Here is a 13,908-nt window from a genome sequence, read left to right as displayed (position 1 = left end):
GTTGTAATGGTCAACGGTGCGTTACATTTCATTAACGCACCCTACTCCTTCGTAGGTCAATGGTGTTGACATTTCATTAACATTGTAATGGTCAACGGTGCGTTACATTTCATTAACGCACCCTACTCCTTCGTAGGTCAATGGTGTTGACATTTCATTAACGCTACTCCCAACTGGAGATATCCTCACAGGTAAATGTGATCATATCCTCCCCGTTTAATTCGTCCCGGACGATGCGATTTTTTAAGTTGTTGACCATCCGTTCATAAAAATTGCGGACATCGCGACCATTGCCAAAATTTGCATCCCTATTTTGATAGGCAAAATCCATAATTGACCTGACCCGCGTGGATACATCATCGGGACAAATTCGCCCGCTTTCCCGACACATTCCCAGAAAAATACTGTGCATTTCGGCACCGTTATAATCGGGAAAATCGATTTTTTTTGCAATGCGAGATTTTAAGCCGGAGTTGCTGTCGAGAAACTCTGCCATTTCCCGCGAATATCCGGCTAAAATTACCACCAGGCGATCGCGATAATTTTCCATCATGGGAACCAAAGTATCGATCGCCTCCTGTCCAAAATCTCGGCTATCTCCCCCACGAGATAAGGAGTAGGCTTCATCAATAAATAATACCCCATCCACGGCGGATTCAATCACCTGGGCGGTTTTTTCGGCGGTATGTCCGACATATTGTCCGACTAATTTTTTGCGCTCTACTTCCACAAATTGACCCTTTTTTAACAGTCCCAAGGCTCGATAAATTTCGCCAATTAAACGAGCGACGGTGGTTTTTCCGGTGCCGGGATTTCCAGTAAATAATAAATGACGGGTTTCGATTTCATTACTGGCTAACATCCCTAAACTGGCTAATTTTTGATTCGCGGCTTGGGTGTTAATTAATTGTTTGATATCCTGTTTAACCGAGTCTAACCCGGTCAAGTTTTCTAATTCGGCGAGGAGTTTTTCTAGGTTCTCTGCGTCGGCGGTTCCCCGTTGGGAGAGTTCCCGATAAACTGGCGGTAAATCCTCCACTTTTAAGGGTTCGGTCAGGGTATTTAAACCCTGTTTCATTACGCGATCGCTGTGACAATCATCCATGAGATTAAATAACTTTTCCACCTCTCTGGCGTTGCCAAAATTGCGGTCTCGGTTATCATAAATCTGGGTGAACAAGTTCTCCAGACGCGGTTCTAAATCGGGAGCGATCGCACTTTTAACCCGTTGTACCTGTTGACGGAAAATGGTTAATAATTCGGAGGGTTGATAATCATCGAAAATAATTTCTGTGGCAAAACGACTTTGTAAACCTGGGTTAGATGTGATAAAATTATCCATAAGTTCCGGGTATCCGGCTACAATTACCGCCAGCCTTCCCCGTTCATCTTCCATGCGTTTTAACAGGGTATCAATCGCCTCCCTTCCCCAGTCATTTTCGCCCCCTTCAGTGAGGGTATAAGCCTCATCAATAAACAATACCCCATTTAAAGCCCGATCCACTGTTTCATTAGTTAAAATTGCTGTTTGTCCCACATATCCCGCCACCAAATCTCGCCCGCCAATTTCTACTACATGACCCCGCCGCAATAACCCTAAATCTCGATAAATTTCCCCCATTAATCTCGCCACGGTGGTTTTCCCGGTTCCGGGGTTTCCTTTGAATACTAAATGCAGTCTAGGGGGGTCGGTATTGATGCCTTGTTGTTGCCGTTGTTGAGCTTTAGATAATGACAGGATTTTTTGGTTGATGGCGGTTTTAACATTCTGTAAACCTACCAAGTTATGTAAGCGTTTTAAGGCGGGTATATCGCTGACATCCCCCGATAACCACTGGTTTTGTTTGGCGACTTTTAAGGATAATTCCGCCACAGAATTAAAGCGATGATACCATGTCTTTAGGGGTTGATTTTCGGCAGCCATAGCCGAGATTAAACGGCGGCGATCGCTCCAATTTATCGGTTTTTGGTGAACCAGTCTAAAATAATCCCACAGACTTTCTAACTCCGGTTCGGTGGGGGTAGACACCCGCACTAAATTAAATTGGCGATCGCTCATGTTTTGCAGCCAATTTCCCAAATAAGTAAAGCCTGTATGGTTGCAAAAATCTTGAAACTGTTGTAAACTATGATGGTGGGAAATAAACACACATAAATTGCGGTTGGTCGGGGGGAGTCTTCCCCAAGTGACCATCCGCCCAAACAGTTCTCGCGGGTTTTCAAACATCCGCAAATCCTCCACGTCAGAAAAGATAATCGCACTTTGATAGCGGGTATCTTTCATGAAGTGTTCAAAATAGCCGATACATGGAATATCAGACATCACAGGACGGCGATTTGCTGAGGGTTGGGGTTCCGGTTCGGGAGGGGTTTCTCGTCTCAATAAGCCACGGCGTTTCCCCAAAGGACCGCCGCTTTTTGTTCGCATTTCGGACGGGGAAGGTGGCGGCGAGGTTGTCGGCTGTTCCCTGGCGTTTTGGAGTGATTGAGAATCGAGAAAATACAGCTTATTCACTCCCGAATAGAACACGATACGATTAAAGCCTTGGGTTAGTAAATAGCGATGCAAAACCTGTTCGATATCTGACAATAATAAATCGTCAGTAAAAAAGCCATCTCCGCTATTGGTTCCGTACAAAACCAGAAAGCGATCGCCTGTTTGGAGATTCAATTGCTCGGTAATTCGTTCAACCATAATTTGATACTATTATTATGACATCTATTCTAACCCCTCCCCACCCTTGAGAGAAGGGGTCAGAAATGGAGAGTTAAGAAACAGAAGGTTTCGGCTGGGGTGACTGAACAGATGGCTTTTTGACTCGCGTTTTGACTGCATCAATATCCTGATATTGACTGTTCGCCTGTTCTTTACATTCTATATCACCCACACCTTGAACCCCAGCTTCATTCAAGATATTAAAAATCGCTTCTGCATTTTGGCGGGTAGCTTGTTCGTCGATTAAAGTTGCACTAAAACTATTAATTGAAACCGAATTAGCCCCAAATTCTGACTCAGGACTAATCACGGTGACCACCTCATCCCCAGCCACATTTTTCACCTTAACTACAAAGGCGTTGCGTTGGTCTTCTCCCTCGTAGGTATCATCAATCAGGCTATAACCGATATTTGCCAGAGTTTCGATAATGCGATCGGCAATTTCTACCCGCAATTGAGAGTTTAAAATCGAGCATCTCGCCTGTTCGAGAATTTCCCCTAAAATAGGCTGCAATTGATTAATGTTTTCGCCGATATTTTTAATCTGTTCCGTGGTGAGGGTGGCTTCCCCTTCCACCAGTTGCGATTCTAACTGATTGAGTTGGTTTTCATACTCGCTTAATCGCCCATTTGTCCAGTAGTCAACCTCACATTTGAAGGTTTCCGCATCACTTCCCTGTCCGACTTCTACTTCACATTCCCGGTGAGTTTGTACCTCGGTAATTAAACTGCGTAAATCAGTTAAACTCGCCTGATAATAAAATAGCCATTCATGCTGTTTTTGTTCCAGTTCCAGCCGCAGGTCTCCTAGTTTGAGATAGGTTTGCTGACAGGTGGCGATCGCAGCTTCAAAAACCCCCGCTTGAATATTGCTATTGGCTAGGTCTAAATCCCGACGTAAATCGGCTAATTTACCCGGTGCAAAACGTTGGTGTTGATAATCGCGATCAATCTGTTTCCAAATCTTGTCAACATCGGCAAAATAATCAACTGCTAACTGTTGTTTCCGCTGACTTTCCGCCTCCAAATTCTCAACTACTTGATTAATCTGTTGCTGAAGGATTTGTTGTCCTTGTTGTCTGGCTTGTCGCTCCTCAGCTATCAGGTGACTAAATTTTTGGTCCTGTTGTTCAAATAAATTCAGATACTCCTGGCGTTGATTATTTAACAATCCTAAATATTCCCGTCGCTGCTGAGTAAAGCCCTCCCGCATAGAAGACTCTAGCCGTCCGACTTCCTGTTGTAATTGCTGTTGTTGACGATACTCCGACTCTCGGATACTCTGCTGAAATTCCCGCCGCTGATTTTGTAGTCGTAGGTTGGTCTGGGTTTCCAAGTCTTTAATTCCGGTTCGCAGTCCGCTAATTTCTTGTTGCTGGCGTTGGGTTCGCTGTTCCAGGGGGGCGAGACGTTGCTGAAACTCCCGCTGGGCTTGCTGTTGAACGGCGTTTAACCTTTCCGGGAGATCCTGTTGTAGCGATCGCAACCTGGACTCCTGTTCCCGCAGTCGCCGCAACTCCTGATCCTCAACCTGAACATACCGTCGTTTTTCACCACTCATTGATGGCTCCTATTTTGTTAGTAATGGTTGATTTTAATTCCTATTGTGTAGTATAATGTTTTTCGGGGAAATCAAACACCGTAAAATTACTTAACTTTATGGTCGTCCGCCAACGGGGTTGTTTGAGTCTCACCCCAGCCAGATTTAAGTCTCCCTCCCCTTTGGGGTAATAGTTGGCAAAATTGATCAGTTTCTGGACTCGCCTACCGCCCAAGTTATGAGAATGCTTGACTATGGAAGAACAAATCGCAGCCTTAATTAAAATTGCCCAGAGATTGCCGGATCAGGATGTGTGGGATTATGATTATATTGACCTACCTTTTAAACTGGTGCAAATCGCCCTAGAATTATGGGGAAATCTCTACCCCCCAGAAGTGTTGGAAAACCTGGCTAATTCGGACCCGGATACTATGGACGCTTGGGCGATCGCTCTCTCCCAAACTCTCAGACAACAACTCTCTCTGCTGGATACCTGGCAACCTCATTTTGCCACCCTAAATATCCCCCCCAAGCTGACGGAAAAGCTGGAAAATAACTCCCAAAAATTAGCGGAAATATCTGGAGAAACTTCGGAACTGTTGGCGGCAGCTAATCAGCTTTTTAGTCAGGAAAATAAGTTAAAAGAGGCGGCGGCAGAATTGGCACGATTAAACAGCCTGGCGACTCAATTAAAGCATATAGAAACCGAACTACAAAATACCGACCTAGACCAACTACGCGAAGACATCGAAAAGCGATCGCAAACCCTCCAACCCCAATATCAAGAACTGGAAACCCTCCAACAGCAACAGGACCAACTGGCGGCACAGCAAACCCGCCTAGCAGCGGAAATTCAAAGACTGCGAGGATGCCAAAATCAACGGGAAATCGAGACGAAGGAAATCGCCACGGAATTGATAACACTTACCCAAACGGAACGGGATAAACTCAACCATATTTTATCAGATACCCTGGCAGAATTGCAACAAGAAAAAGCGGAATTTGACCGCCTACAAAATGAACTGAAAAAAGCGATCGCTGACTGTAACCAATACCAAAAACAAGTGGTCACTATTCGGGACGACCTCAGCCACCATTACGATCGCGATCGTCAACTTTGCCAATATTTCCCGGTCAACCACAGAGAAATTGACCCGATTTTAGCACAAATAAAAACCCAACTGGAAGACCTTGATCGCCAATTGGCGACCCTCCAAAAACACCACGCCGAAAAACACCAAAAACTCACCCTTAACTTTTCCTCATGACTCTCTTAAACATTGCTGAAATTTGCCCCCACACCCGCACCCTCGGCCCCGGAAACCGCTTTGTCATCTGGGTACAAGGTTGCAGCTTTAACTGTCCCGGCTGCATTTCCCCGGAGTGGATACCCCAAACTCAAGCGACATTAATTGACCCGGAAAAACTGGGAAATCTGATTTTATCTCAGCCAAATTTAGACGGTATCACTGTTTCTGGCGGCGAACCTATGCTACAGGCGATCGCTTTAACAAAACTGTTTCAACACCTGCGAAACCATCGGGATATTTCGATTATATGTTATACAGGATTTACCCTGGACGAAATTCGCACCAAAGCCGATATCATCCCCCTACTAGAATTAATTGATGTTATCATTGACGGACAATATATCGCCTCCCTCAATGATAACCAAGGCTGGCGTGGTTCATCTAACCAAAATATTCACTTTCTCACCCCCCGCCACCTCCCACAATCGGCATTATTTACCACTAGAAAACGGGACGTTGAACTCCATATCCGCAATGATTCTGCGTTAATGGTTGGGGTTCCCCCACACGGGTTTAGGGAGGATTTTAAACAGGCTGTAAAACTCTAGGATTTCCTAAACAAAAAAAATTTTTTGGCGGCCCGCCCTGGGGCTGAGGGTTGACAAGCACCGGAAACTAATGCTAAGATATTAATGTATGGTTTCATAATGGAAATCTGTCTTAAAATAAAAAAATGTCTACATTCCCATTATATAAAATTGTAACCGAAGTCAAGCAAAAAAGCAATCCCCCCTCAAAAAAATTTTTACATTTCTTAACTTTTTGTTACAAAAGTTAACATACAGATTGAGGTAGTTTAGCGGCGGGTAATTTGGGGGTAAGTCAAGTTACAGAGTTTCTGATCGGAGGGTAGCACATTTTGATTAGTTTGTAGATAATTATGTAACCAGGTGCAACTGCGACTAATCAAACTATCAAGACTGAGGTTATCCATACTCCATAATATTAATTTACCATTGTCTTTGGCGATCGCTAAAGTTTGACCATCTGGACTAAAAGCAATGCGGTTAACAAAGACATTATGATTAATGGTAGTAATGGGTTCAATTACGCTGTCAATGCCATGACAACCATCAGCAGGCCAGAGTTTATCGCGATCGCGTTTAACCGCCCATAATCGGACTTTTTTATCATCACTAGCGGTAGCTAAAATTTGACCATCTGGACTAAAGCTGAGACTGCGAACCGTAGCCAAAGCGGTCATGGGACAAGAATCAGGTCTAGGAGTACCATTACGAGACCATAGTTTAACATTTTTACCAGATGCGATCGCCAGTGTTCCCAATTCAGGAGAAAAAGCGATATTATTGACACTTTCATCTAATGGGATACTCGGATAGGAAATCCAACTATCTCCTTGTTTACGCCATAATACCACCCCATAGAGTTCATTGGTTGCCCTGATAGCCATTTCATTACCGATAGCTACCGCCAAGATAGTACCATCAGCATTAAACTTGATATCGCTGACAATACCATCATTAGGAAAAGCGGGAATACTCAGAGTTTGAATTAATTGACCATCGTCATCCCAGATCATCACGTTTTTATCAGAACTAGCGGAAGCTAAGATATTTTGTGTGGGACTAAATGCGATCGCGTTTACTGGTTCAGTGTGACCCGTCAGAGTGGCGATCGCTTCACCATCGGTAGTCCATAATTTGATAGTATTATCTGCACCTCCCGTGGCGACCAGAGGCTGATATTTTTGAGGACTGACAGTAACCCAATTGAGATCCCTAGGCTGTCCTAAACCTTCTAATTGCCACAATAACGCAGGCTGATCACCTTGATTAATCTCCCACATTTTGACTAAGCTATCATTACCCGCTGTAGCTATTCCCAGGCTGTCGGGAGTAAAGCTGAGGCTCCAAATAGCTGCATCACTGGCTGGAATTACCCTTTTCGCCTCTGGTGTATAGGTGCGACTCCAGAGTTTAACGCTAGTATCTGCACTAGCGGAAACAATGGTTTTACTATCGGGGGTAAATGCCACCGACCAAACATCATTTTGATGACCTACTAAAGTATTTAATAAACTCCCATCTGGTAACCCCCAAATTTTCACCGTATCATCACGACTTCCACTAGCAATTACTTCCCCATCTGGACTAAATAAGACTGTCAAAACTTCCTCATTATGTCCTTTGAGGGTGCGGATTTCCCGTTGTTGTTCCAAATCCCAAATTTTCAGAGTGCGATCGCTACTACCGGAAACCAGAATGTTATCATTTTTGGGGTTAAAACTGACATCATGAATATTGCAGTAATCAAAAGAGTCCGAAGCAATACCCTCACAGTGTCCGGTCAAAGTGGCTAATAGGTCTCCTTCCCGGTTCCAGAGTCGGATAGTTTTATCTTTACCCGCACTAGCTAGTTTTTGTCCATCGGAATTAAACTCTACATCTAACACTCTATCGGTGTGACCTTCTAAGACACGAATCATCGTCCCATCAGGTCGCCACAGGCGAATAGTATTGTCATTACTAGAGGTAGCGATTAAATCCCCTTGGGGACTAAATTTAACACGGGTAACTAAGGCTTCATGACCTACTAAGTTATGCAGATATTGGAATTTTTCTTGTTGTTCATCCCAGACCCAAATTGTTACCTGATTATCGGCGGTAGTAGTCCCCAGAAATTTACTATCTTCACTAAAGCTAATACTGGTGACACTATTTTGATGGGGTAAGTCCTGTAACCATAAACCATCAATACGCCAGACCTTAGCCGTATGATCATTACTGGCTGTAGCAATTAAATTCCCATCAGGACTAACCGCCACCCCCAGAACACTGCTAGTATGTCCCTGTAGGCGGTTTTTTTCTTGAATATTAGATATAACTTCCCGTAAACCAGATGTTACCTCAAGTTTTTGTTGCTCGGTGGGGTTGGTGTCTTCAATGTCTTTACTGAGTCTTAAAGTTGTTAGTAAAATCTCGATTTGATTGTTTTGGTCAGATAGTCTCAAGGCGCGTTCTACGGATTTCAACGCAGCGAGGCGATCGGCAGAATTGCGCTGCCATTTTTGCACTTCCCAAACGCCAATAGCCAAAACGAAAAGACAGACCCCCGCGCCAATCATGCTCCAGTTTCTGCGTTGTCGCTTTAATTTTTCCTCCGCTTCATGTTGTTTGGCTTGAGCTTCTTGTAGTCGTTGATTTAACTCTCTTTCCCGTCGCATCTGCTCATTTTCTTCTTGGAGTTGTTCAAACTCCGCATCGCGATCTAAGCGATGTTGTTGACGAATAAAACCCGCGAGATAATCATGGACGAGTTGATAAAATTCGCTATCATATTCTACTACTCGGAACACTAAGCCTGATTGTTCAAAGATATCTAAAATCAAGTCGAGTTCAACGGTAACTGATGATAATTTAAGTCGGTCTTTTAATTCTTCCGAAAGTTCCGCACGGGTTCTTAGGGGTCGGGTGTCATTTTCATCTGTTAATAGGTATAGCATTAGTCTGGCGATCGTCTCATTTTCCGCGCCACAGTCTTTTATGGTCACTTCCAAAAAACGTTCGACCAGCTTTTGCATGGGTCCGCGTTTTTGATATTCTGCTAATGTCGTGATATTTTCGGTTTGCAGTTGCGCTCCCACTACTTGCATTTCAATGGGTCGCACTTCTTCTAATTCGGTGGATAAATCATTGACTAATGCTTTAATTAGAGCATCTTCTAAATAAAACCGGGAACTATCGGTCAGACTCTTAATCACATTATATGCTTCTTCCCGGCTAAAGTTGCCCACATAAAATAGGATATCTTTACTTAAAATATCGTTGCCAATTTCCTCGAAGTTAGTCAGACGAGAAGCCTCTAATAAATGATGCAGATAATCTTCTCGCAGGGATAAGATAACTTTGACAAAGGGAATTTTTAAAACTTGCTGTAATAATTTAAAAAATATCTGGCGATCGCTTTTATTTAAAACAAAAAATAACTCCTCAAATTGGTCAAATATTAGCACAGTTAACCGATGACTAACTGAATGGTGTTTCAAGGTTTCTAAAATGTGGTTAATCAGAAATTTTTGCTCCCCTTCGTCAGCTTTAGTTAATTCAGGATAACCGCTATTAACAGCCTTTTCAGCCAGGTAGGTTGGGTGAAACCCAACAGCAGCCAGGTAGGTTGGGTGAAACCCAACATCGGTTTCTGGTTCTATTTCTGATTCTTGAAGACCAGATAGTTGCCGATCTAGTTCTCTGATATAAGCCTTATAGTTGCGAATAACCACAGGTACTACTTGACGCGCTTCGATAGGCTTAACTTGCAGAGAAGGAACTAAACCTGCTCGTAATAAGGAACTTTTACCAACTCCTGATTGCCCATAAATAACCGTGAGTTTATGCTGAGGACTCGCCATGCGAGCCAGGAGATTTTCGATATCTTTTTCCCGTCCAGAAGTCTGGATTTCATCCGCACAATAGCCATAATCAGCATCTGTTAAACTAAGATTAATGGCTCGTTCGCGAATCTGCAAGCGACCAGCGCCAATAAATGCCGTATAGCCAAAAGTGCTAGATTTGCGGCGATATTCTCCCTTAATCTCAAAAGATTCTCGGTAATTGCCCAGGTCAAAATATAGCCGCCTTAAAGTTTCTAAAATCGCTAGATATAGCCGGGGATTATATTGGGCGATCGTCGCTTTTTTCGCCCATTCTAATTTTTGAATTGCCACAGTCGGCTGACTCAATTTTTCTAAAGATTCAGCTAATAGCCACAGAAAACGACCCTGATGCTGATTACAAATTGAAGAGTTGATCGCCTCCGAAACATTAGCCCGCATCAATACATCTAAAGCCACCTCAGCCAATTCTTTACTATAATTCCACTGAGAACGATGCAGAGAAACTTCTGCTAAAAATCCATAATCCTGAGCCAATAAAATCTGATTGAATTCACCAGGAGATTGATGGAGTTTCCGAGAGGCGATCGCCAATTCCCATAACTCATCCCACTGTTCTAATTGACTGAGAACCTCCCCTAATTTATTAATAAACTTAGCCACCAAATCCTGGCGTTGAGCAATTTCAAACCTTTGAATAGATTGCTGTAGATGTTGTTGGGCTCGTTCCCATTCTTTTTTTCCTGTACCACAACGATTTTGGTCAGCTTGATAAATCTCGCATAATCCTATATGAAATAATATCAATCCTTGCCATTCTAAATGAGTTAAATCATGGTGAAAATTAGGAGGTTTATGGGAACTATTCCGCCACAATTTCAGACTTTCGTGATACTTTTTGATGGCTGAATTGATGTCATTTTTGGCATAACAATAACGAGCAAATAAAAATTGTAAACTCCCTTCCAATTCTGTGGGTAACTTAGTTAATCTTTGTTTTAAGTCTTGATAAGCCAACTCTATTTCTGACCGAGAACCCGTCCCCAAAATCTTGGTATTGGGGACAAATTGCAGCGACCCAAATTTCTGAACTTCCCCAAAGACCCTTTGGGTTTTAGCCTCCAAAAATTCCAATAACTCTTGAGTTCCTAAGACAAATTCATAAGTAGTCGCCCAACTGGTAAAATCCTGAGCGCGGCGGTTCATTCTTTGCCAGGTTTTGTCATCAACCCATAACACTAGGGGAAATTCCAAGTTCCGAAAAGACTCCCTCGCAAAATTGGTCGCGTCTAAGACTTCATCAAGACTGTTCACAGACTCCAAGCCGTAGACCATAAGCGCCGCTGGTTCTTCCCCCTGACCTAATTCCCCTTGAATAGCACCATACAAGTTCTGTATTGATGGCTGAAGATATAGCTCGCGAATGGGTAAAGGAAATTTCTGCCGCAGTTGTTGTACCATTGACGATCGCAAATTGATATAGTTACAACGCACCAACAACAGAGTAAACTGTCCCTCAGATAATCTCAGGGTTCTGCTTAATGTATTAAGTTGGGTCTCATTCAGAGCGATCGTATCTTTAATCGGATGCACACTCATTTGTCTGTTACCTATAAACTTAGGATGATTATCGACAATGTTGGAAATTCATTTACAATTGGCTTATGCACGCTTTATCAATTCCCACCTGGCTCATTCATATTTCTAGCGTGATTGAATGGATAGTTGCCATTTTGCTAATCTGGAGTTACGGCGTAATTACCGAAAATCGAGCCTGGTGGGGTTTATCTTATGCTATGTTACCAGCCTTGATCAGTGCTATGTGTGCTTGTACCTGGCATTATTTTGATAACTCCCCGAACCTAGAATGGCTGGTCACCCTACAAGCTGCTATGACCGTTACAGGTAATTTTACCTTGTGTATTGCCGCCTGGTGGCTTTGGCGAACTTCCAAATCACTTGAAACTTAAAAACTACTAACCATGTTCTCTAAAGATACTCTATTTGTTCTGTCTTTGTTTCCTTATCTCGGTTTCCTCTGGTTCCTTACCCGTTCAGGAATAACCCCACTACTAGCCCTGATCGGATTTTACGGAACTTTGGTATTTGTGGCGGTAACCATTCCCGCCGCTATTTATGCTCAGGTCGCCTACAGCGAATCTTTAGCTAATATTGATTGGCTACATGGGGGGGCTGAGTTGTTTTTGACTCTATCCAATATCCTGATTGTATTAGGATTTGGACAGGCGATCGCTAACAAAATTTCAGATCAAGACTCCCAAGCTAGTTAACAGTTCCCACCGGGGAGTCCCCTCCGGTCTGTTCCCTCACTTCCCAAAACTCTCTCAGTATCCATCCCAGTCTTGTGAACCATTACCATTTATGAGGATAACTAAAAAACGGGTTTGGCTATATACCCTACTGTTTTTGTTGATTCCTACCATCGCTTGGGCTCAGGATGAAAGCCGCAGCCAAACAGTCTTTGAGGCTATTAATGATGGTTTCGCCTGGTTTGTCAACAATGTTATATTTGGTGTCCTATTCTGGGATGCAGGGACCGGGTATCTATTTAAATATCTCTTTGGGATTGACATGGGAATTCCCCTAATTGTTTTATGGCTAATTGTTGGGGGAATTTTCTTTACCTTCCGCATGGGATTTATCAATATCCGCGCCTTCCGACACGCTGTAGACGTGGTGCGGGGAAAATATGATGATCCTAATGATTCCGGGGAAGTCTCCCATTTTCAAGCCTTAGCAACTGCTCTGTCCGCTACTGTCGGCTTAGGAAATATTGCCGGCGTAGCTATTGCTGTTAGTGTCGGAGGACCCGGCGCGGTCTTCTGGATGACTGTCGGTGGCTTTTTTGGAATGAGTAGTAAGTTTGTTGAATGTACCCTCGGTCAAAAATATCGCGTCGTTAACCCAGATGGCACTATTTCTGGTGGCCCGATGCGCTATCTATCAGAAGGTTTAAAAAGGATTAATTATCCGATTTTCGGACGGGTTTTGGCGATCGCTTTTTCCTTTTTCTGTATTTTCGCCGCCTTGGGTGGTGCAAATATGTTCCAAGCTAACCAGTCCTTTGGCGCGGTTTCCCGGGTGTTTCCCTTTGTACCTAATTGGTTATATGGAGCAGTTTTAGCAACATTAGTCGGCTTAGTCATTATTGGCGGAGTCCGCCGCATTGGTCAAGTCGCTGGTACAATTGTCCCTTTTATGTGTATTTTATATGTCACTGCCTCTCTGTTTATTTTAATGACTAATTTTACCGCTATCCCTGGTGCTTTTTGGGTGATTATTTCCCAAGCATTTCAGCCAGAAGCTATTGAGGGCGGGATTTTGGGCGTAATTATTCAAGGGTTTAGACGGTCGGCTTTTTCTAATGAAGCGGGGTTAGGTTCAGCCGCGATCGCTCATTCTGCCGCTCGCACTGATGAACCTATCCGAGAAGGTATTGTCTCCCTCTTAGAGCCTTTTATTGATACTATTGTAGTTTGTAATATGACCGCTTTAGTGATTGTAATTACTGGGGCATATAATAATCCCGAATATGAGCAATTACGCGCTACCGGAGCCGGGGCAGAATTGACCGCCGCCGCTTTTGGCAGTTCCATTACTTGGTTCCCCATAATTTTGGCGATCGCTGTTTTTTTCTTTGCTTTTTCTACTATGATATCCTGGAGTTATTATGGGGAACGCTGCTGGGATTATCTCACCGGAGGGCAGGGTTTAATTATCTATAAAATCCTCTTCCTAATGGCTACTTTTATGGGAGCCATAGTCGCCCCTGGTCCCGTCATTGATTTTAGTGATGGAATGTTATTAGGAATGGCATTCCCTAACCTGTTGGGGGTTTATTTCCTCTGTCCCCAAGTCGCCAGAGACTTAAAAGATTATATGGCACGATATAATTAATAATTAATAATTGTAGGGGCGGGTTCCGCCGTCAATTATCCATCCCCAGGACGATATTAATAAACCCGCCCCA

8 protein-coding genes are annotated in these 13,908 nt (G+C 43.5%); 5 read left to right on the top strand and 3 right to left on the bottom strand.

Annotated features, from left to right (window positions below):
• Positions 1-163: 163 nt before the first annotated feature.
• Positions 164-2,695, bottom strand: a complete 2,532-nt coding sequence (locus P5683_RS18010; protein WP_046321325.1) for an AAA family ATPase — start codon at positions 2,693-2,695, stop codon at positions 164-166.
• Between the two features lie 73 nt (positions 2,696-2,768).
• Positions 2,769-4,277, bottom strand: coding sequence for a hypothetical protein (locus P5683_RS18005; RefSeq protein WP_315640725.1), 1,509 nt, complete (start codon positions 4,275-4,277; stop codon positions 2,769-2,771).
• A 233-nt stretch (positions 4,278-4,510) separates the two neighbouring features.
• On the opposite strand from P5683_RS18005, the gene P5683_RS18000 reads away from it, so the two are divergent.
• The gene (locus P5683_RS18000) at positions 4,511-5,524 is read left to right on the top strand and encodes a hypothetical protein (protein WP_315640727.1); all 1,014 of its coding nucleotides are present in this window, start codon (positions 4,511-4,513) and stop codon (positions 5,522-5,524) included.
• Entirely contained in the window at positions 5,521-6,114 is a 594-nt protein-coding gene (locus tag P5683_RS17995; protein WP_315640730.1) for a 4Fe-4S single cluster domain-containing protein, read from the top strand. Before P5683_RS18000 ends, P5683_RS17995 begins: the two co-directional genes overlap by 4 nt.
• Positions 6,115-6,362: 248 nt before the next feature.
• On the opposite strand, the gene P5683_RS17990 is transcribed toward P5683_RS17995, so the two are convergent.
• Positions 6,363-11,516: a hypothetical protein gene (locus tag P5683_RS17990; RefSeq protein ID WP_315640732.1), complete on the bottom strand. Its 5,154-nt coding sequence runs from the start codon at positions 11,514-11,516 to the stop codon at positions 6,363-6,365.
• A gap of 65 nt (positions 11,517-11,581) precedes the next feature.
• Here P5683_RS17990 and P5683_RS17985 point away from each other — a divergent pair, with 65 nt between their 5' ends.
• The 3 genes from P5683_RS17985 to P5683_RS17975 all read left to right on the top strand — a co-directional run bounded on the left by P5683_RS17985 (position 11,582) and on the right by P5683_RS17975 (position 13,835).
• Entirely contained in the window at positions 11,582-11,887 is a 306-nt protein-coding gene (locus P5683_RS17985) for a DUF2499 domain-containing protein (RefSeq protein ID WP_006668179.1), read from the top strand.
• Between the two features lie 12 nt (positions 11,888-11,899).
• On the top strand, positions 11,900-12,208 hold the full coding sequence (locus P5683_RS17980) for a DUF3593 domain-containing protein (RefSeq protein ID WP_008053663.1): 309 nt from the start codon (positions 11,900-11,902) through the stop codon (positions 12,206-12,208).
• A gap of 91 nt (positions 12,209-12,299) precedes the next feature.
• The gene (locus P5683_RS17975; RefSeq protein WP_006624836.1) at positions 12,300-13,835 is read left to right on the top strand and encodes a sodium:alanine symporter family protein; all 1,536 of its coding nucleotides are present in this window, start codon (positions 12,300-12,302) and stop codon (positions 13,833-13,835) included.
• Positions 13,836-13,908 lie beyond the last annotated feature (73 nt).

Source organism: Limnospira sp. PMC 1279.21 (genome assembly GCF_032349615.1).
In the GTDB taxonomy this organism is placed as follows: domain Bacteria; phylum Cyanobacteriota; class Cyanobacteriia; order Cyanobacteriales; family Microcoleaceae; genus Limnospira; species Limnospira fusiformis.
Note: the sequence above shows the minus strand (reverse complement) of the source record. Positions and strands in the feature narration are given on the sequence as shown.